General features: G+C 70.3%; 18 protein-coding genes. 6 read left to right on the top strand and 12 right to left on the bottom strand.

Features of this window, described 5'->3' with window-relative positions; translation table 11 throughout:
• Positions 1 to 78: 78 nt before the first annotated feature.
• Together ACV7NL_RS14765 and ACV7NL_RS14770 are read left to right on the top strand one after the other, a co-directional pair.
• Positions 79 to 957: an SDR family oxidoreductase gene (locus ACV7NL_RS14765; RefSeq protein ID WP_463356051.1), complete on the top strand. Its 879-nt coding sequence runs from the start codon at positions 79 to 81 to the stop codon at positions 955 to 957.
• Between the two features lie 18 nt (positions 958 to 975).
• Positions 976 to 1,254, top strand: a complete 279-nt coding sequence (locus tag ACV7NL_RS14770; RefSeq protein ID WP_247636310.1) for a helix-turn-helix domain-containing protein — start codon at positions 976 to 978, stop codon at positions 1,252 to 1,254.
• A gap of 87 nt (positions 1,255 to 1,341) precedes the next feature.
• Here ACV7NL_RS14770 and ACV7NL_RS14775 read toward each other — a convergent pair whose 3' ends face one another.
• The 3 genes from ACV7NL_RS14775 to ACV7NL_RS14785 form a co-directional block, all read right to left on the bottom strand.
• Positions 1,342 to 2,892 (bottom strand): GMC family oxidoreductase, encoded by a 1,551-nt coding sequence (locus ACV7NL_RS14775; RefSeq protein WP_463356052.1) that lies wholly within the window; start codon positions 2,890 to 2,892, stop codon positions 1,342 to 1,344.
• Entirely contained in the window at positions 2,889 to 4,301 is a 1,413-nt protein-coding gene (locus ACV7NL_RS14780) for an alpha/beta hydrolase (protein ID WP_463356053.1), read from the bottom strand. Before ACV7NL_RS14780 ends, ACV7NL_RS14775 begins: the two co-directional genes overlap by 4 nt.
• 163 nt (positions 4,302 to 4,464) lie before the next feature.
• Positions 4,465 to 4,923 carry a MarR family winged helix-turn-helix transcriptional regulator gene (locus tag ACV7NL_RS14785; RefSeq protein WP_463356054.1) on the bottom strand — a complete coding sequence of 153 codons (459 nt, stop codon included), beginning with the start codon at positions 4,921 to 4,923 and terminating at the stop codon, positions 4,465 to 4,467.
• A gap of 246 nt (positions 4,924 to 5,169) precedes the next feature.
• Between ACV7NL_RS14785 and ACV7NL_RS14790 the strand changes: the two genes are divergently transcribed.
• Positions 5,170 to 6,267, top strand: a complete 1,098-nt coding sequence (locus tag ACV7NL_RS14790; protein ID WP_463356055.1) for a branched-chain amino acid aminotransferase — start codon at positions 5,170 to 5,172, stop codon at positions 6,265 to 6,267.
• A gap of 85 nt (positions 6,268 to 6,352) precedes the next feature.
• Here the strand turns inward: ACV7NL_RS14790 and ACV7NL_RS14795 are convergent, their stop codons facing one another.
• The 4 genes from ACV7NL_RS14795 to ACV7NL_RS14810 all read right to left on the bottom strand — a co-directional run bounded on the left by ACV7NL_RS14795 (position 6,353) and on the right by ACV7NL_RS14810 (position 10,937).
• Entirely contained in the window at positions 6,353 to 7,465 is a 1,113-nt protein-coding gene (locus tag ACV7NL_RS14795) for an NHL repeat-containing protein (protein WP_463356056.1), read from the bottom strand.
• A 135-nt stretch (positions 7,466 to 7,600) separates the two neighbouring features.
• A complete protein-coding gene (locus tag ACV7NL_RS14800; RefSeq protein WP_463356057.1) occupies positions 7,601 to 8,635 on the bottom strand; it encodes a glycosyltransferase family 4 protein in 1,035 nt (344 codons plus the stop codon).
• 65 nt (positions 8,636 to 8,700) lie between these two features.
• Positions 8,701 to 9,525, bottom strand: coding sequence for a glycosyltransferase family 32 protein (locus ACV7NL_RS14805; RefSeq protein WP_162241535.1), 825 nt, complete (start codon positions 9,523 to 9,525; stop codon positions 8,701 to 8,703).
• A gap of 104 nt (positions 9,526 to 9,629) precedes the next feature.
• Positions 9,630 to 10,937: a lytic murein transglycosylase gene (locus ACV7NL_RS14810; RefSeq protein WP_463356058.1), complete on the bottom strand. Its 1,308-nt coding sequence runs from the start codon at positions 10,935 to 10,937 to the stop codon at positions 9,630 to 9,632.
• A gap of 264 nt (positions 10,938 to 11,201) precedes the next feature.
• Between ACV7NL_RS14810 and ACV7NL_RS14815 the strand changes: the two genes are divergently transcribed.
• Complete coding sequence (locus ACV7NL_RS14815; RefSeq protein ID WP_463356059.1) at positions 11,202 to 11,432, top strand: hypothetical protein; 231 nt, start codon at positions 11,202 to 11,204, stop codon at positions 11,430 to 11,432.
• A 24-nt stretch (positions 11,433 to 11,456) separates the two neighbouring features.
• On the opposite strand, the gene ACV7NL_RS14820 is transcribed toward ACV7NL_RS14815, so the two are convergent.
• Complete coding sequence (locus ACV7NL_RS14820) at positions 11,457 to 11,594, bottom strand: hypothetical protein (protein ID WP_463356060.1); 138 nt, start codon at positions 11,592 to 11,594, stop codon at positions 11,457 to 11,459.
• A gap of 275 nt (positions 11,595 to 11,869) precedes the next feature.
• On the opposite strand from ACV7NL_RS14820, the gene ACV7NL_RS14825 reads away from it, so the two are divergent.
• Positions 11,870 to 12,667, top strand: coding sequence for a lytic murein transglycosylase (locus ACV7NL_RS14825; protein WP_056190520.1), 798 nt, complete (start codon positions 11,870 to 11,872; stop codon positions 12,665 to 12,667).
• A gap of 206 nt (positions 12,668 to 12,873) precedes the next feature.
• Here ACV7NL_RS14825 and ACV7NL_RS14830 read toward each other — a convergent pair whose 3' ends face one another.
• The 4 genes from ACV7NL_RS14830 to ACV7NL_RS14845 all read right to left on the bottom strand — a co-directional run bounded on the left by ACV7NL_RS14830 (position 12,874) and on the right by ACV7NL_RS14845 (position 16,262).
• Positions 12,874 to 13,395, bottom strand: a complete 522-nt coding sequence (locus tag ACV7NL_RS14830) for a hypothetical protein (RefSeq protein ID WP_056480825.1) — start codon at positions 13,393 to 13,395, stop codon at positions 12,874 to 12,876.
• 118 nt (positions 13,396 to 13,513) lie between these two features.
• Entirely contained in the window at positions 13,514 to 13,636 is a 123-nt protein-coding gene (locus ACV7NL_RS14835; protein ID WP_280138736.1) for a hypothetical protein, read from the bottom strand.
• Positions 13,637 to 13,962: 326 nt separating this feature from the next.
• The gene (locus tag ACV7NL_RS14840) at positions 13,963 to 15,309 is read right to left on the bottom strand and encodes an L-serine ammonia-lyase (RefSeq protein ID WP_463356061.1); all 1,347 of its coding nucleotides are present in this window, start codon (positions 15,307 to 15,309) and stop codon (positions 13,963 to 13,965) included.
• 530 nt (positions 15,310 to 15,839) lie between these two features.
• Positions 15,840 to 16,262: a hypothetical protein gene (locus ACV7NL_RS14845; protein WP_056190525.1), complete on the bottom strand. Its 423-nt coding sequence runs from the start codon at positions 16,260 to 16,262 to the stop codon at positions 15,840 to 15,842.
• 643 nt (positions 16,263 to 16,905) lie between these two features.
• On the opposite strand from ACV7NL_RS14845, the gene sfnG reads away from it, so the two are divergent.
• The gene (gene sfnG / locus ACV7NL_RS14850; RefSeq protein WP_056190705.1) at positions 16,906 to 18,021 is read left to right on the top strand and encodes a dimethylsulfone monooxygenase SfnG; all 1,116 of its coding nucleotides are present in this window, start codon (positions 16,906 to 16,908) and stop codon (positions 18,019 to 18,021) included.
• The last annotated feature ends 8 nt before the right edge of the window (positions 18,022 to 18,029 follow it).

Here is an 18,029-nt window from a genome sequence, read left to right on the forward strand (position 1 = left end):
GGGCTCTCGGTCCCCTTCGACAGCCTCGCTCCCGATAAAGCCTCGCTCCCAAGACAGCCCTGGAAGGCCCGAAAGCCGATGACCATCGACCCCCGTGACGCCGGCCCGCGGCCGCCCTTTCCCGGCGACCAGCAGCAGGAGCGGCCGGGTCTGAGCTCGCGCATGGATCCGGCGCCCGATCACGGCGAGACGAGCTACGTCGGCAAAGGCCTGCTAACCGGCCGCGTCGCCCTGGTGACCGGCGGCGATTCCGGCATCGGCCGGGCCGTGGCGATCGCGTATGCCCGTGAGGGCGCCGACGTGGCGATCTCCTACCTGCCCGTCGAGCAGTCGGACGCCGAAGACACCGCGGACTGGGTCCGCAAAGCCGGGCGCCGCGTCCTTCTGCTGCCCGGTGATTTACGCGATGCGGCCCATTGCCGGACGCTGGTCGAGCGCACCGTGGCGGAACTCGGGGGCCTCGACATCCTGGTCAACAACGCTGCCGCCCAAGTGGTGAACGAAGAACTCGACGATGTGACGCCGGAGGATCTCGAAGGCTCGTTCCGCGCCAACGTGTTCGCGATGCTGTACCTCGCCCAGGCCGCCGTGCCGCACATGAAGCCGGGCTCGGCCATCGTGAATTCCACGAGCCAGCAGGCCAAGATTGCCGACAAGACCATGCTGGTCTACGCCTCCACCAAGGGCGCCATCGCCAGCCTGACCATCGGCCTGTCGAACCTGCTCGCGCCCAAGGGCATCCGGGTCAATTGCGTCGCGCCCGGCCCGGTCTGGACCCCGATCCAGCCCATCGTGAAGAGCCCCGAGCAGATCGCATCCCTCGGCGCCGACACGCCCCTCGGCCGGGCCGGCCAGCCGGCCGAACTGGCCCCCGCCTACGTGCTGCTCGCCTCGCGGGAGGGCAGCTACATGACGGGCGCGCTGGTGCCGGTCACCGGCGGGACCCCGATGTATTGAGGGGAATGGGAAACACGAGTGAAGAACGCGGCGATTGCGCTCTCGGCTGCTCCGGCCGACGACCAGGACTTCGACGCGACGGCCGAAGCCCTGAACCGGGGCCAGCGTGCCCGCCTGATGCGTCGGACGCTGACCAGCCTCGGACTGTCGCAGTCTGAGTTCACCAACCGCTTTCGGGTCCCTGTCGGGACCATGCGCGACTGGGAGCAGGCGCGGGCGACAGCGCCGGATTTCGGCATTGCCGATGTCCGGCTCATTGGACGCTACCCCGACATCGTGGCCCGGGCGGTGGCCTGAGCCACCGCCCGAGTCCATCAGCCCAGAGTTTGTCAGGAATAAGCGGAAACCGGTTATCCCTGACACGACAAACGAAAACGAAAAGCTCTAGCGTCCGTCCGCCAGGAACGCTTCGGCGCTCCGCAGGCTCATGGCCATGATGGTCAGGGCCGGGTTGGCGGCGAGCGAACTCGGGAAGGTCGAACCGTCGCAGATCCACAGGTTCGGCACCTCGAAGCTGCGGCCATAGGGATCGACCACCGCGGTGTCGCCGTCGCGGCCCATGCGGCAGGTGCCGATGGTGTGGGCGACGCGCTCCAGGGTCCAGAGATCCGTCGCGCCGGCCGCTTCCCAGACCTGGTTCAGGAATCGGGTGGCGTGCGCGTTGAGGCGCTTTTCATTCTGGCTGTAGCCGAAGCTGATCGCCGCCTTGCGCATCCCCAACGCGTCAACCTCGTCGGAGAGCGTCAGCACGTTGGCATCGCACGGCAGGGTCTCGCCGTTGATGCCGATGCCGGCCATGTGGTTGTAGCGCGCGAGCTGGTCGGCCAACGCCCGTCCCCAGAGCTTTCGCCCCCGCGCCAGGGAATTGGCGAAGGTGAGCGGGACCACGCCGAGGCTTTGCACGAGATAGCCACCAGCGAAGTCCGCGTCGGCCGGGCGGATCATATCCTCGGTGATGAGCGAGGAGGGATAGCCCTTGTTCATCCGCATCTCGGGCTCGAAGGTGCCCCAGACCTGGGTGGCGACGTGGCCCATGTAGTTGCGGCCGACCTGACCGCTGCCGTTGCAGAGGTCGAGATGCAGGAGGAGGCGGGCGGATTCCACCGATCCGGCGCACAGGAAGACGTTGCGGCAGGGCTGGCGACGGTCGACGCCGCCCTGGCGGTAGATCACAGCGGTGACGCGGCCGTCCTTCGACCGCTCGATGCCGTGAACCCGGGCCTCGGCCCGGATCTCGGCGCCGTGATGCACGCCGAGCGGCAGGTAGGTGACGTCCATGCTGGTCTTGGCGCCGGTGCGACAGCCCTGGTGGCAATAGCCGCAGTTGATGCAGCCGGGCCGGGTCGGGCCATGCTCCTGAGGGAAGGCGCGCGACACGACCGCCGCCGGGGCATCGGCGAATCGCACCCCGAGCGCCGTGCAGGCGTTGGCCATGGCCTGGGCCGGTGCGTTGCGGGCGACGGGGCCGAGCGGGTAGGCACGGGTCTCGTCCCAGGGATAGGAGGCCGGACCGGACACGCCGATGAAGGCTTCGACACGCTCGTAGAACGGCCGCAGCTCGGCATAGTCCAAGGGCCAGTCGACGCCCTCGCCGGTCTCGGTGTAGAGGCGCAGATCGCGGGCATCGGCCCGGGGCGTGAATGCGCCCCAATGCAAGGTCGAGCCGCCGACGCCGGTGCCACTATTGTTGCCGCCGAAGGCTTCGGGCGTCGAGCCGCCGCTGATCCGCTCCTCGGTCCAATAGATCTCGTCGGCCAGTGTCTCGTCGAAGGCGAACCCCTTCGGATCGAAGTTCGGCCCGGCCTCCAGGGCGACGCAGGAGAGGCCGGCCTGGGCGAGGCGTGCCAGCAGGGGCGCACCGCCGGCGCCGGTGCCGATCACCACCGCGTCGACGGTCTCGTGGATTGCATGGCGATGCATCGCATCGAGGTTCATCGGGTGGTCTCCGGAAGCGTGCAGGGTTCCCATGCTTCGCGCTGGCCGATACCGATGTCGCGGAAGCCCGGGAGGGGGTCGGTGTCGCCGCCCGCACCGATGCCGCTGAAATCCATGCGAGCCAGCGCCAATGGGTGGGCCAGATAGGTGCGCGCCACGTCGGCGCGAAGATCCTCGAACCAGAACCCCATCTGTTCGGCATCGAGATCGCCCGAGACCGTGCCGGTCTCCAGGCTTTCCAGCAGAGCATCCTGCTCCTTGGCGTCGAGAACCACGAAGGGTTTCGCGTGGGCCGCGCGGGCGGCGGCGTCCAGGGTCCGCAGCGCAAGGCTGTAGGCCTGCGCGTCCGGCGGCAGTTTGGCGAAGCGCCAGCCGTCACCGGCCCCGCTCGCCAGCCGCGCATCGATGCGGGCGGCCAGATCGATGCGGGTCGGCCCATCCTGCGGCAGCACCCGGTCACAGGCGGCTCGCAGGATCGACAGAACGACCGGATCGAGGGCGCGGGGCTGATAGGCCGGGTCGTCCTGCTCCGCCCGCGCCAGCAGTGCCTCGCGCAGGCGGCCGTTCACGCGTTCCGACCGAATCAGGTCCGCATAGGCCTGCGGCAAGGTGGGGGCAGGAGCGGGCGCGTCCTGCCAGGCCGGTTCGACCAGGAGCGTGCCCACGGCCAGGGCCACGGCCTGTGGGCGCTCAAGAGGAATGAGGTGCCCGGCGCCCTCCAGGGTGACGAGACGGGCCTGAGCGAGGTGCGGAGCCGTCAGGGCAGCCTGGGCGGTCGCGCCGAGATCGGCATCCTCCGAACCGGCCAGGATGACCGCCGGGCTGCGCAGGATGCCGATCCGCGCGCACCAATCCTCACGGCTGCCGTGAGCGAGCCAGGCTTTCCAGGCTTCGGGGCTGGCGCGCAGGACATCCGCCACGGTCCGGTCCATCAGGGCCTGATCGAGGGGAGCGCCGACATTCTGAGCGACGAAGGCGTCCGCCTCCCGCGCGCGCGTGGCTGAATCGGCATCGATCCAGGCGATCATCGCGGCGCGCTTGTCCTCGGACATCGGCTCGGGGGAGGGCGGCGAACCGGCCATCAGCACGAGGCCTCCGAGGCCTTCGAGACCGGGTGCGCCATCCTCCGCCTGCCGGGCGACCGCGAGAGCGACCTTGGCGCCCATGCTGTTGCCGGCCAGCAGCCATCGGGCCGGGGCGTCTGCCCGGATCCGGGCCGCCACGCCGTCGGCCATCGCGCCGACGTCTCGGCCGGGACCGCTACCGTCGGCGCCGAAGCCGGGCAAGTCCAGGGCGACGCAGTCCATCGCACCCGCGAGGTGCTCCGCCACCGCGTCGAAGGTTGCGGCGCTGCCGCCGAGATAGTGAAGGCAATAGAGAACCGGCCGGCCGGATGATGTGTTAGACATGCGCTGCAAAGAGCGCACGACGTCGTCCCTTCAAGTCAGCCGGGACGCGGCGTTCGGCAGCATCCCCCGGTTGGAACGAACCTCGGCCGGACGTAAAGTTCCCGCCAAGAGCGCATGGGCTGAAGACAGAGACGGAGCGCAGGGCGGGGCAACCCCTTGCGCATCACCGGATGCAGGAGGCCTGCAGCGCCGCGAACACCCGCAGGCTCGCTTCGAGATCGGCGGTGCTGACCTCGGAAAAGATTTCGGCCCGCAGGCGCACGAGATCGGCTTCCATGCGGGCGACCACGGCCGTCCCGGCGGTGGTGAGGCTGAGCACCTTGGCCCGGCGGTCGGTGGGATCCTCTCGGCGGACCGCGAGGCCCGCTTCGCAGAGTTGGTCGAGGAGGCGCACCAGGGATGGCCCCTCAATGCCGACAGCCTCCGCGAGGGCGTTCTGACGCGGCGCGCCATCGAGGCGACCGATCATGATCAGCGGAACCGCCGTGGCGTCGGAGAGACCATGCGCCTCCATGACCGTGTTGGCCGCGCGGCGCCAGTGCCGGCCCGTCAGCAGAAGCGTGTGGGTGTAGGCGAGGCGGAGCTGGTCCAGAGTTCCGACGGGCGGCTTTCGGGCAGACACGCGCGAGGCTCCTGTGCGCACCGACCGTGGACGATCCGGCCCTCTTTTCGTTTGCGTATTATTAGGATGCAAGCCGTTTGATCGCAAGCGGACATCGTCGTATCAGAGCAGCAGCACACGTCCCGTCGCCCGGATGCTGCCGTCGCCCGGATGCTGCCGCCGTCCGGATGCCTTCGGCGGCCACCGCCGCGGCCGGCGCCGCACCGGCTCTTGATTGATCCGACGAGACGTAAGTAAGGACTGACGATGAGCGCCCCCGACGATCTTCCCTTCGCCACCCAGCCGCATGCCTCGCCCGTCTCGCCGGAACGCCGGGCCGAGCTTCTGGTCGATCCCGGCTTCGGGCGGGTGTTCACCGACCACATGGTGACGATCCACTACGTCGAGGGACGCGGCTGGCACGACGCACGGGTGGAGGCGCGTGCCCCGATCCAACTCGATCCTGCGGCGGCGGTGCTGCACTACGCCCAGGAGATCTTCGAGGGCCTGAAGGCCTATCGTACGGCGGATGGCGGCGCGGCCTTGTTCCGACCGGAGGCCAATGCCTTGCGCTTCCGCCGCTCGGCCGAGCGCCTGGCAATGCCGGCGCTGCCCGATTCGGTCTTCGTCGAGTCGGTCAAGCAGCTCGTCAGCGCCGACCGCGACTGGATCCCGTCGAGCGAGGGCGGCAGCCTCTACCTCCGCCCCTTCATGATTGCCAGCGAGGTCTTCCTCGGCGTCAAGCCGTCCTCGGAATACCTCTACTTCGTCATCGCCTCGGCGGTGGGCGCCTACTTCAAGGGCGGATCCGAAACCGTGACGGTGTGGGTCTCGCAGGACCAGACCCGCGCGGCCCCCGGCGGGACGGGTGCCGCCAAGTGCGGCGGCAACTACGCCGCCAGCCTGCGCGCCCAGGCTGCGGCGGTGGAGCACGGCTGCGCCCAGGTGGTGTTCCTCGACGCGGTCGAGCGCCGCTGGGTCGAGGAGCTCGGAGGCATGAACATCTTCTTCGTCTTCGACGACGGCTCGATGGTGACCCCGCCGCTGAGCGACACCATCCTGTCGGGCATCACCCGCGACTCGATCCTGACGCTGGCAAAGGCCGACGGCATCGCGGTCGCCGAGCGGCCCTATTCCATCGACGACTGGAAGGCCGATGCTGCCAGCGGCCGCCTGCGCGAGGTTTTCGCCTGCGGCACCGCCGCAGTGATCACGCCGATCGGTACCGTGCGCAGCCCGGACGGCGAATTCTCCGTCTCGGACAACGTCGCCGGTCCGGTGACGAAGCGCCTGCGCTCGGCCCTGGTCGACATCCAGCGCGGCAACGCTCCCGATCCCCATGGCTGGGTCACGCGGGTCTACTGAGCCACGGACGGGAAACGGGTCTCGGCGCCACGCCGAGGCCTCTTGCCCCTTGGGGGAGAGGCGGGCCGGGCGGGCGCAATGAGCGTCAGGGCAGCGCGGCCCGCTTGCGCAGGATCAGATCGCCCCGGAACAGGAACTTCTGGGCGCGCTTGCCGGTGTCGACCTCGGTGGTGAAGACGTTGCCGCGGCTGTCGACCGCGAGGTTGTGGACCCAGTGGAAATCGCCCGCCATGCGGCCGTTGCGGCCGAAGGCGCCGAGCACCTCGCCGGTGTCGCGGCTGAGCGTCCGGACCTCGTTGTTGGCGCCATCGGCGTTGAGGAGGTAGCTCTGCTCGGCATCGGGCCAGAGCGCCAGCTCCCAGACCGAGCCGTTGGCGCGGGTGCTCTTCTCGACGAAGAACTCCTTCACGAAGCTGCCGTCGCGGCGGAAGACCTGGACCCGGTCGTTGGTGCGGTCGCAGACGTAGACCAGCCCGTCCCGGGCGATCTGGACGCAGTGGACGGGATTGCGGAACTGCTGCGCGGGCGCGGCGGCCGGGTCGTAGGCCGGGAGAGTCTCGTCGGTGGGCGGCTTCCCGTAGGCGCCCCACATCCGCTTGAACGCGCCGGTCTCGGCATCGAACACGATGACCCGGTGGTTGAAGTAGCCGTCGGCGACGAAGAGTTCGTTGGTCTCAGGGTCGACCTGCATCGCCGCGGGCTTGCCGAGGCGGCTGGTGTCGAGGCTGTTGGTCTGCGGCCCCTGCTTGCCGATCTGCAGCACGAACTTCCCGTTGGGCGTGAACTTCAGGATCTGCCCGTCGGTGTCGCCATTGCCGGCGAGCCAGACGAAGCCCTTGTGGTCGATGTGGATGCCGTGCTCGTTCTGGGGCCAGTCGTAGCCTTCGCCGGGGCCGCCCCAGCTGCGGATCAGGGTGCCGGCCTGATCGAACACCAGCACCGGGGGCGCGGGATGGCAGCACTTGGTGCGGGGCGGATTGAGGCTCGCGGCCTTCTCGTCGTCGGTGAGGCTGCGCGGGCGCTGAACCACCCAGACGTTGTCCTGTGCATCGACGGCCACGCCCGAAGCCTGCCCCATGATCCAGTTGTTGGGCAGCGGTTTCGGCCAGGCCGGATCGACCTGGAAGGTCAGCGGGTCCGCGAGCGCGCTCCCCGCCCACGCGAATGCCAGCGCGGCCAGACCAAGCCGAAGCCTCATGCCATCCTCCCGATGTGATCTCTTCTTGCACACAGTATTCGCCGCCGTCCGAGCGGCGTCCAGTGGCGGCGCGTCCGCGGCTTGTGGCGGACCGAATTCTGTCACGGGTGTCCGTAGGCCTGGATACCGGGGTGATCAGGCGCCTCGGGCGGGCGGCATTCCGGGTGGGTCTCGCAGGACGGCTTCCCACAGGATCGCGGCCCGCTCCCAGGTCAGAGCCTGCCGCTGCAGGAGGGCGCCGGCACTGAGCTCCGACCAGAGGTCGTCGTTGACCGCGAGAGCGACGACGGCGTCGGCGAAGTCCGCATCGCTCGCCGCGATCCACCCGTTCACCCCGTGCTGCACCCGCTCGGCCAGCGCTCCGATGCCGGCGGTCACCACGGGCAGCCCCATGGCCTGCGCTTCGGCGGCGGCTAGGCAGAAGGTTTCGTCGGGGGAGCCGGGACAGACCATGGCCCGCGCCCCGGCATAGAACGCGGCCAGGGCGGCGGCTCCGACCCGCGGGTGGAACACGACCGGACCACTTTCCTCAGGTGAATCGGGCTGTTCCGATCCGAAAAGCCCTTCCGATCCAAAGACATGCAATGTCGCGCCCGAGGCGACCAGGGGCGCGGCGTTGCGCCAGAGCCGGAGCATCCGGTCGAGGCCGCGTTGGGGCTGCGAGGCGTAGACGAAGTCGCGGCTGCGCCCGCGGGTCGGCTCGAGCGTGCGGAAGACCGGGGAGACCCCGTGCGGGATGACGTGGCGACGTCGGAACGGGTAGAGCGGCGACATCGTCCGGGCTGCCAGGCTGCCGACGAAGACCGCCTCGGGCCGCAGGGACAGGAAGGGCCGGAGGTATCCCTTGCGGATGGATTTCTCGACGTTCAGGGGATTGTGAACCCAGACGATGCCCCGCCGCCCGGGGAAGGCCCTGAGGGGACGCGGATCGTTGCTGGTGACGATCGCGTCCGCCGCGCAGTCCGCTGCCGCCTCCAGGGGGATGTTGCGGATGCCGTCGCGCACCACCGTCCCGATCCGGCGCGTAGCCAGGGTCACGGCCCACCCGCGCCGGGCGAGCGCCTCGGCGAGGGCGATGTTCGTACTCTCGATTCCGCCGAGACCGACCTCCGCGGGGGTGTCGAGCCCGAAGACGACCGGCGTCGCGCAGATGAACAGGATCCGGCGCATCGACATCTCCAGGGGACGGGTTCCGGACCGGTTTCGAGGCGGTTGAGGGGAAACTCCCGGACGGATCAGAGCCCGAGGTCCCGGCACCGCTGCCCGAGCCATGAGGCGGCGGGCGGCGGGGCATCCCGGCCGATCGACCACAGCTTGCCGCGCCATGCATGCACCGCCACGGTCTCGGGCAGGATCCGCGCGCGCGCCGCCCGGTCGTCCGCCTCGGCGAGGAGATGGGCGTCGTCGTCGCCGAGGGGATAGAAGACCGCGCGCGGCTGGGCATGGCCCTCGAGGCCGAGCTGGCGCACGAAGTAGGTGAGGGCGCGCGGACCGATCGCCAGGCGCTCCGGATGGACCGGGATGCGCTTGCCGATCAGGAGTTCGAGGCTGCGCTTGACCCGGATATGGCCGGTCGCCCACGGGGCCCGGATCGGCACCGTGGAAATGGCGTCCCAGTAGCGGGCGACGAGCTCCGAGTTGGGCGGCGCCGACAGGATCGCGTTGTTGAGGCGGCTCCGGTTGAGCCACCCGAACAGGTAGCCGGCCTCGCCGCTGGACGGGTCGAGGGGACGCTGGAACACGCAGTCTAGGTCCGACCAGACACCCTTGCCATCGCGGATCAGGCTGAGGCGCAGGTAATCGGCGTAGAAGGCGAGGACGCCGCGGCGGCGGTAGAGGTCCGCCATGACGTTCGGGCCGATCCCCTCGCGGGCATCGATCACCGTGCCGGGAAGCCCCTGCCGCCGCAGGCCCGCCACGTCGTGCGAGTAGATGTGCAGCGGGTGCCCGGCCGCGACGATCGAAGCCGCGCTGAGCCGTTCGAGCCAGGTCACCGGCCCTTCCCAGTAGGTCACGACGGTCTGTCGGGGGGTGCCAGGCGCGACGGTGGCTCGACTCATTTCCGCTCGCCCTCCCGGCCTCGCGCCGCATCCCGGAACCTGGATGCCGGGCGCTGCTCTATCGCGACCCCCGCGGCGCGACCACCGCTAAATCGGCCGGTGTGTCAGGGAAGGGCCAGGATCCGCTCGCGCAAGGGCGCGTCGGCGTAGCCGTCGGGCGTCAGGCCGTGCGCGGCCTGAAAGGCCCGGACCGCCGCGCGGGTTCGCGGGCCGATCTTGCCGTCGGGGGTTCCGGCGGGGAAGCCCCGCTCCGCCAGGCGGGCCTGAAGCGCCTGCACGTCGGCGGGGGTCGGCATCGAATCGCCGCGGGGCCAGTCCCGGGTGAAGCCGGGAGCGCCGCGCAGGCGGTCCGCCAGATGGGCGACGGTGAGGCCATACGCCAGCGCCGTGTTGTAGCGCAGGATGATCCGGAAGTTGGGCTGGAGCAGGAAGGCCGGGCCGCGCGCACCGGCGGGCAGGATCAGGGTTGCGGGCACGGTGTCGTCCGAGAGGGGCTGGACCGGGTCGACCCCGAGCCGGCGCCACGCCGCGAGGCTGCGTTCGGTGGTCTCGTCCGCGAGAGCATAGTCGAAGGTGTCCGGCAGGCGCGCCTCGCTGCCCCAGCGTTCTCCGGAGCGCCAGCCCATGGCCTTGAGGTAATTGGCCGTCGACGCGAGGGCATCCGGGACCGAGGTCCAGATGTCGCGCCGGCCGTCACCGTCGAAATCCACCGCGTAAGCTTGATACACCGTCGGCATGAACTGCGTGTGGCCCATGGCGCCGGCCCAGGACCCGGTGAGCGGCTCGGGCGGAGGATGATCCTGCGCCTGGATCTGCAAGGCCGCGATCAGTTCCGAGCGCCAATAGGGCGCGCGCGGCGTCTCGGCACAGGCCAGCGTCGCCAGGGAGCGCAGGACCGGACGGACGATGCCGGGGTTGTCGAGGACGCGGCCGTAGGTCGATTCCACCCCCCAGAACGCCGCGAGGGTGAAGCGGTCGACCCCGTAGCGGGCCTCGATGGCCGCGAAGGTGGCGGCCCAGTCTGCCAGCTTGCGCTGGCCCTCGGCGATGTGCGCCTCGGTGACGGCGGCATTGAGGTAGGACCAGATCGGCGTGACGAATTCCGACTGGTTTCCGGTGGCGGCCGCCACCGCGGGGTCGGGAGCGAGGGTGCGCAGTCGGGCCGCCACGGCCGGGGGGACGCCGCGCGTTTCGGCCTCGGCCGCGATCGCATCGGTGCAGGCGGTATACGCCGGAGGTCGCGTCACGGTCACAGGGGTTTGCCCCGCATCCGGCGCCCCGGCCTCGCCCAACGCGGCACGCGTCCCGCACGGCGCCAGGACCAGCGAGAGGACCAGCGAGAGGACGGGGGCGAGGCCCGGCCCGGGGGTCGGCCGAGACGCAGGTCCGGAGCGTTGCCGGCGACACCGCATGCAGGGGTTCCTTCGATGCCGGAGTGGGCCGCCAGGGTAGCGGCGCGGGCCCGGGGGCGGAAGACCGGAACCGGGAGAGATTGACCGGCGCCATCAACCGGCCGTTTCGATTTGGGGCGCTACGGTCGGACGATCGGTGACGCGCGGATCACCGCCCGGCGACGGATTGGTCCGGGATCGCCGCGATGGTTCGGATTGGTGAAGGGTACCCGAATGCCGAAGGATGCTTGACCGCGATCCGACCCGCCGCGCCAGGAGTCGCCCATGCTGGTCGCCCTGATCCTGTTCCTCGCCGGCCTGGCGGTCGGCCTGGCTGGCAGCATCCGCCTGATCTTCGGGATCTCGGCGGTGGTGCTCGCCCTGTCGGGGCTGGTCTGGCTGGCCCGGGGCGAGGTCGGCGTCGTCGGCGCCCTCGTGCTGTTCGCCCATCTCACCGCGCTGCAGGCGGGCTACCTGACGGGCGCCTATCGTCGCTACGGCGACGAGGAGCCGTGAGCCGCTCTGGAGAAGACCTGAGGCTCACCAGAACCAGATCGGCGCCGGGCTGAGCGCAAAGATCGGCACCCACAGCAGCGCGGCGGTGACGCAGGCGATCAGGACCACGGCCAGGGACGGGCGCCGGCCCGATGTGGAACGGCCTGTATTGGAATGGGACATGATCGTTGCGGCCCAGGACAGGAGACGGTTTGTCTTGGTCGAAACTGCAGGGGGCGGGCCGTCCCGCGGGTAAAACCGGCCGAATGCCGGATCGCATCGCCGGACACCGTCACGTAACCAAGCGCGGCGAAGTGATGCCGCCGGTCCGGATCGCAGGCAAAATTGCCGCAATGTGTCTCGACTTCCCGACCGGTTTGTCGCCTTGCTCCGCGCAAGGGGAAGTCATCGTGCCTGCGAGTCCGGCATCCGGAGGCGCAGGGCCAGGGAGTTTTGACATGATCGGACGTGGGTATCGGACGCCGTGGATCGCGGCGGCCTTCACGGCGCTCGTCTGCGCGACGGGTGGGGCGAACGCGGCCCAGTGCGGCAACACTGCCGCCGGCTTCGAGGCCTGGAAGCGGGAATTCTCCGAGGAGGCGCGCGGCCGGGCCAGCGCCGCCAGCCTCGCCACCCTGATGGGCACGTCCTACTCGACGGCGACGATCTCGGCCGATCGCGGCCAGAAGAGCTTCAAGCTCTCGCTCGACCAGTTCCTGGCCAAGCGCGGCGGCAACACCATCGTGTCGCGCGGCCGCGCCCTGAAGGCGCAGAACGCCGCCCTGTTCGCGTCGATCGAGCAGCGCTACGGCGTGCCGCCCGGTCCGCTCCTGGCGATCTGGGGCATGGAGACCGGCTTCGGCGCGGTAAAGGGCAACGTGAACACCCTCTCGGCGGTCGCGACCCTCGCCTACGATTGCCGCCGCTCGGCCTACTTCACCGACCAGCTCTACGCCGCCCTGACCCTGGTCGATCGCGGCGTCCTCAACGCCGGCACCCGGGGCGCGGCCCATGGCGAGGTCGGCCACACCCAGTTCCTGCCCAAGAACGTGCTGAACTACGGCGTCGGCGGCAGCCTCGACAACTCGTCCAACGCCCTGAACTCCACGGCGAACTTCCTCAAGGGCCATGGCTGGCGTGCCGGCGCCGGCTACCAGCCGGGCGAGCCCAACTTCGCCGCGATCCAGGGCTGGAACGCCGCCTCGGTCTACCAGCGCGCCATCGCGCTGCTCGGCCAGCGCATCGACGGGAACTGAGCGCGCGCCGGTTCATTCGGCCGGGGACCTGCCGCGGCGCAGGGACCATCCGGAGCGGTCGCCTCCTCTCCCGCCCGGCAGAGGGTAAAGAGGGAAGACCCCGCGCCCCGATGAGACCTGCTGCAGGGCACCCGGGAGCAATCCGGGTGTCGCGCCGTCGAGGGTGGCGGGGGCCGCCGCCGGCCTCCGGCCTCGAGGCGTCCGCTTCAGTGGCCCAGCCCCGCGACGTCGTCGGTGCAGAGCATCAGGTCGCTGGCTCCGGCGACCACGCCGGCCAGGGCGCGGAGATCCTGTGGTTCGCGCGGGCTCGCGGCCACGCGGCCGGCATCGCGTTTGAGGGCGCGGTTGCAGCCGCAGGAGGGCAGGCCGCCGTCGGGCGTGCAGGCATCGTGCTTGCGGCAGGCGGCATCCAGGGCGTCGATCGGCGTGACCTCCATGCCGTCGTTGCCGGGGCCGCAATAATGCCCGTGGATCAGCAGGGTCGGGCGTGGGGTCTGCCGGGGCAGGGGCGCGTCCGGCGGGACGGGCACTCCCGGCCGCTCCAGTCCGCGTCCGCTCGGTCCCGGCTCCTCCGATTGCAAGCCGTTCGATCCGGGATGTTGCGGGACGATCAGGTCCTGTGCGGCGGCGGGGGATGGAGCGAGGGCGAAGGACGGTGCGAAGGACGGGGCAAAACAGGGAGTGAGCGTCAGCGCTCCGAGGAGCAGGGCAAGCGTCAGGGTCCGCATGGCGGGTCTCCGGTCGTCGGATCGGGGGAGGGCGAGCGTCGGATTCGGGCTCGGCGCGATCAGCGGCCGGGCGCGTGGTCAGGCGTCGGGAGCGTGGGGGGGGGGGCGGATGCGCCCGTCAGGCCGGCGTGGCGCCCCGGATACGCGTCTCGGCCCAAATGCGCGTCTCGGCCCGGACCCGGCCGGACGGGATCGCGAATCTGCTCACGCTGGAGCCGGCCGCGTGCGGAAGGATGGTCATGGAAACGGTCTCGCATGTCGGCGGGATGGGTCGGGTGCGCGCAGCCCGCATCCGCCATCCGGTAGTCCCCTCGGACGGGACAACCCTATCGGAACCGCTCCGTTCCATATGTCTGGCACCGAACGCGAGCGAGGCCGTCCCGACGCCATCCGGCCCCGCTGTACTCCAGATCTTGCCCCCAGATCGTGCCCCCAGATCAAGCGCTGAATCGGACCGATCGCCGGACCAACCCGGGCCGGATACGAGTCAGCGGGAGCGGACCGAGCCCGTGATCGGGAGCGAAACAGGAAACGCTGTCGTTCCCTTTGTCCGGGACGGGCCGCCCCTCAGCAGGCCGCGACGTTGACCGCGAGGCCCCCCAGGGAGGTCTCCTTGTACTTGGCCTGCATGTCGTGGCCGGTCTGGCGCATGGTCTCGATGACCTCGTCGAGGGTGACGCGGTGGATGCCGTCGCCGCGCAGGGCCAGGGAGGCCGCCACCACCGCCTTGTTGGCCCCGAAGGCGTTGCGCTCGATGCAGGGGATCTGCACCAGGCCGCCGATGGGGTCGCAGGTCATGCCGAGATGGTGCTCCATCGCGATCTCGGCGGCGTTCTCCACCTGGGCCGCATGGCCGCCGAGGAAGGCCGCCAGCCCCGCCGCCGCCATGGCGGCGGCCGAGCCTACCTCCCCCTGGCAGCCGACCTCGGCGCCCGAGATCGAGGCCCGGGTCTTGATCAGGCCCCCCACCGCCGCCGCCGTGAGCAGGAATTCCCGCGACCGCGCATCCGACCAGTCGGGGCAGAAATCGCGGGCGTAGCGCAGCACCGCCGGGACGATGCCGGCGGCGCCGTTGGTCGGCGCCGTCACCACCCGGCCGCCGGCCGCGTTCTCCTCGTTCACCGCCAGGGCGTAGAGGCTGATCCAATCGACGATCTCGTGGGCCGCGCGGGTGTTGCGCAGGCGCCCCTCCGTCAGGTCGTCGTGCAGGCGCCGGGCCCGCCGGCGCACCTTGAGGCCGCCGGGCAACTCGCCGTCCTGGCGCAGGCCCCGGTCGATGCAGGCGAACATCGCGTCGCGGATGGCATCGAGGCCGGCCTCCACGGCCGCGGGGGTGCGGGTGCCGCATTCGTTGGCGAACTGCACCTCGGCGATGGTGCGGCCCTCGGCGACGCAGAGGGCGAGGAGGCCGGCCGCGCTGGCATAAGGCACGGGGCAGGCCGCCTCCGCATTGGGGGCCGCCTCGGCCTCGGTCACCACGAAGCCGCCGCCGACGGAATAGTATTCCTCGCTGTCGAGGACGGCCCCGTCGCCATCGAGCGCGCAGAAGCGCAGGCCGTTGGTGTGCAGGGGCAGCAGATCGGTGAAATTGAAGGTGAGGTCGGCAGCCGGGTCGAAGGCCGGCCCCCCGGGTCCGAGCCGCTTCTCGGCGCCGAGCACCGCCACGTGGCCGGCGACCCCGTCCGGGTCGACGGTGTGGGGCTCGTGATCGAGGAGCCCGAGGAAGATGGCGGTGTCGGTGCCGTGCCCGCGCCCGGTCCAGGCCAGGGAGCCGAAGATCTCGGCCCGGATGCGGGCGAGGCCGGGCACCCCGCGCGTCCGCGTGCGGAACCGGCGCGCCGCCACCATCGGGCCGATGGTGTGGGAACTCGACGGGCCGATTCCGATCTTGAAAAGGTCGAAGGCGCTGATCATCGGCTCTCGCGGTGCGCTGGGGCCCGACAGCCGGGCACGATCCGCGCCAGCGCGCGCCGCCGGCGGACCGGTGGGCGGTCACGTCGCAGGGCGGGGCGGGGCGGGAACCGCCTGATACACCGCCCGGCGCCGGACGGACAGGCGGGTTGGACATTGGGGGTTGGCGACCGGGGGCGGGCGCCTGGGCCGGTGCGTCGGGGACGGGCGCGCTCCCTCTCCGCGGGCTCCTGGATTCCGGCATCTCACCGCGACGCGGCCCTGCTCCCCAGCGGATCTCGGGCCTGCCCGCGATCCGTCGAGCCTGTGGGGTGGCGTTGGAGCTGGGGGTGGCCCCGCCAGCCTCCGCCGGAGGAGGGTCACCCACCCCCCCACGCCGAACCTCTCCCCACACGGGGGAGCGGGACGCGGTCTGCCGGCAAGATCAGGTGCGTGAATCGAGACGCGCAGAGGCGGACGGGCAACGGGCAACGGGCGGGTGGAATCGGCGCGGTGTGAAACGGGCAAGCGGTCGGGGACGCAGCCCCCCCGACTCACGCGGCCGCGCGGGCCTGCTCGCGTCGATTGGCCGGGCTGGCCAGGAGGTCGGTGATCAGGGCGACGAGTTGGTGGCCGTGGTACGGCGTGCGCAGGCGCAGGGCGCCCGGCTCCAGGGCCTCGCCGTCGAGGCGGCGCGGCGAGCGGACGGTGTAGATCACCCCCACGGTCGGATCGAGGCAGCGGGCCACGCCCGCCAGGGACAATCCGTCCACCGTGTCGCGCACGTCGGCATCGGTCACCAGCACGTCGACCCGGCCCTCGTCCGGCCGGGCGAGCAGCAGGCTCTCGACCTCGCCGGCGGTGCGGGCACCGAGCACGTCGTAGCCCGACATCTCGAGGCAACTCGTGGTGATGGAACGGGTCAGCTCGTCTCCGGCAAGGAGAACCACGAGCGGTCGTCGGGACGCGGCCAGCATGGACGGTGTTCCTGGATGAAAGTCCTGGGTGAACCGAGATCGGAGACTTCGGCGATCCCTTGGAGATGGAGCCAAACGTAAGGGGCGATGAATTAACGCGTGCTTAAACGACCGGTTTCGCGAAGCAATGTCATTTTGAACGGCAAGCTTACAAGATCGGCAAATTTTCGATATTGCCCACCTTATCAGCATTCAGCTGCCCAGAAAGGCGCCGGAACAAGCAATCCGGCCCCGGCAACTGAATTCGGCATCCCGGCAGCGCCCGCAATCCGGGCATCGTCGGCGCCGGATCAGCCCTGTCCCGCGCCCCGGACCTGCCCGGAAGGCGCGCGCAGGACCGGGCCGCAGCGGCGCGCCGGTCCCCGAACGGCCCCACGACACAAACTTTCGGCGCCGGTCGCGTTCGGGGGAACGGGTTTTCGCCGGAGGCCTGAAAAAAGCCGTTTGCTTCCTTTGACGCGGACACGCGGCCGGGCAATTCTAGACGCGGAACAGCAAGCACCAACAAAGACCAAGTCCAGGCCTCGGCGTCACGGAGACGTGAGGCAATCATTCCAAATCTTTGTCTTTTGTATTCAATCCGAAAACCTAACCTGCCGGGCCGCCGACCTTGCGCGCCCGCTGAAAACGCATGGATCCGAACATGAGCTTCCAACCGCCGCACCACGACGACAGCGATCCGATCCGCTTCGCCTACTGGGTGCCCAACGTCTCGGGCGGCCTCGTCATCAGCAAGATTCCCCAGCGCACGAGCTGGGACGGCCCCTACAACCGCCGCCTCGCGCAGATCGCCGAGGCCGCCGGGTTCGACTACGCCCTGACGCAGATCCGCTTCACCGCCGGCTACGGCGCCGAGTATCAGCATGAATCCGTCGCCTTCAGCCACGCGCTGCTGGCCGCCACCAGCACGCTGAAGGTCATCGCCGCGCTGCTGCCCGGCCCGTGGAACCCGACGCTGGCCGCCAAGCAGATCGCCACGATCAGCCAGCTTTCGGAGGGCCGCATCGCCGTCAACGTGGTCTCGGGCTGGTTCTCGGGCGAGTTCCGCGCCATCGGCGAACCGTGGCTCGACCACGACGAGCGCTACCGCCGCTCGGAGGAGTTCATCCGCTCCCTGCGGGGGATCTGGACCCAGGACAACTTCACCTTCCGGGGCGATTTCTACCGCTACAGCGACTACACCCTGCGGCCGAAGCCGGCCGACCCGCAGCCGGAGATCTTCCAGGGCGGCTCCTCGCGCGCCGCCCGCGACATGGCCGCCCGCGTCTCCGACTGGTACTTCACCAACGGCAACACGCCGGAGGGCCTGCGGGCCCAGGTCGACGACCTCCAGGCCAAGGCGAAGGCCAACGGGCATGCGGTGAAGGTGGGCGTCAACGCCTTCGTCATCGCGCGCGACACCGAGGAAGAGGCACAGGCCGTCCTGCGGGAGATCATCGACCAGGCCGATCCGGACGCCGTGAAGGCCTTCGGCCACGAGGCGAAGAACGCCGGCAAGGCCTCGCCGGAAGGGGAGGGCAACTGGGCGAAATCGAGCTTCGAGGACCTCGTCCAGTACAATGACGGCTTCAAGACCAACCTGATCGGCACGCCGGACCAGATCGCCGCGCGCATCGTGGCGCTCAAGGATGCCGGGGCCGACCTGGCGCTGCTGGCCTTCCTGCACTTCCAGGAGGACGTGGCCTATTTCGGCGAACACGTGATCCCGCGGGTGCGCGCCCTGGAGGCGGCCCGCCGCGAACGGGCGCGGGCCGCCTGACGCGCGGC

It is taken from the genome of Methylobacterium sp. Ger2507, from assembly GCF_055231875.1.

What these genes read in the sequence shown, in the direction of transcription:
- sfnG (WP_056190705.1), top strand. Translation starts at nt 16,906, where the DNA reads ATGAGCTTCCAACCGCCGCACCACGACGACAGCGATCCGATCCGCTTC.
- ACV7NL_RS14795 (WP_463356056.1), bottom strand. Translation starts at nt 7,465, where the DNA reads ATGAGGCTTCGGCTTGGTCTGGCCGCGCTGGCATTCGCGTGGGCGGGG.
- ACV7NL_RS14825 (WP_056190520.1), top strand. Translation starts at nt 11,870, where the DNA reads ATGATCGGACGTGGGTATCGGACGCCGTGGATCGCGGCGGCCTTCACG.
- ACV7NL_RS14800 (WP_463356057.1), bottom strand. Translation starts at nt 8,635, where the DNA reads ATGCGCCGGATCCTGTTCATCTGCGCGACGCCGGTCGTCTTCGGGCTC.
- ACV7NL_RS14820 (WP_463356060.1), bottom strand. Translation starts at nt 11,594, where the DNA reads ATGTCCCATTCCAATACAGGCCGTTCCACATCGGGCCGGCGCCCGTCC.
- ACV7NL_RS14810 (WP_463356058.1), bottom strand. Translation starts at nt 10,937, where the DNA reads ATGCGGTGTCGCCGGCAACGCTCCGGACCTGCGTCTCGGCCGACCCCC.
- ACV7NL_RS14845 (WP_056190525.1), bottom strand. Translation starts at nt 16,262, where the DNA reads ATGCTGGCCGCGTCCCGACGACCGCTCGTGGTTCTCCTTGCCGGAGAC.
- ACV7NL_RS14780 (WP_463356053.1), bottom strand. Translation starts at nt 4,301, where the DNA reads ATGTCTAACACATCATCCGGCCGGCCGGTTCTCTATTGCCTTCACTAT.
- ACV7NL_RS14805 (WP_162241535.1), bottom strand. Translation starts at nt 9,525, where the DNA reads ATGAGTCGAGCCACCGTCGCGCCTGGCACCCCCCGACAGACCGTCGTG.
- ACV7NL_RS14790 (WP_463356055.1), top strand. Translation starts at nt 5,170, where the DNA reads ATGAGCGCCCCCGACGATCTTCCCTTCGCCACCCAGCCGCATGCCTCG.
- ACV7NL_RS14835 (WP_280138736.1), bottom strand. Translation starts at nt 13,636, where the DNA reads ATGACCATCCTTCCGCACGCGGCCGGCTCCAGCGTGAGCAGATTCGCG.
- ACV7NL_RS14830 (WP_056480825.1), bottom strand. Translation starts at nt 13,395, where the DNA reads ATGCGGACCCTGACGCTTGCCCTGCTCCTCGGAGCGCTGACGCTCACT.
- ACV7NL_RS14765 (WP_463356051.1), top strand. Translation starts at nt 79, where the DNA reads ATGACCATCGACCCCCGTGACGCCGGCCCGCGGCCGCCCTTTCCCGGC.
- ACV7NL_RS14840 (WP_463356061.1), bottom strand. Translation starts at nt 15,309, where the DNA reads ATGATCAGCGCCTTCGACCTTTTCAAGATCGGAATCGGCCCGTCGAGT.
- ACV7NL_RS14815 (WP_463356059.1), top strand. Translation starts at nt 11,202, where the DNA reads ATGCTGGTCGCCCTGATCCTGTTCCTCGCCGGCCTGGCGGTCGGCCTG.
- ACV7NL_RS14775 (WP_463356052.1), bottom strand. Translation starts at nt 2,892, where the DNA reads ATGAACCTCGATGCGATGCATCGCCATGCAATCCACGAGACCGTCGAC.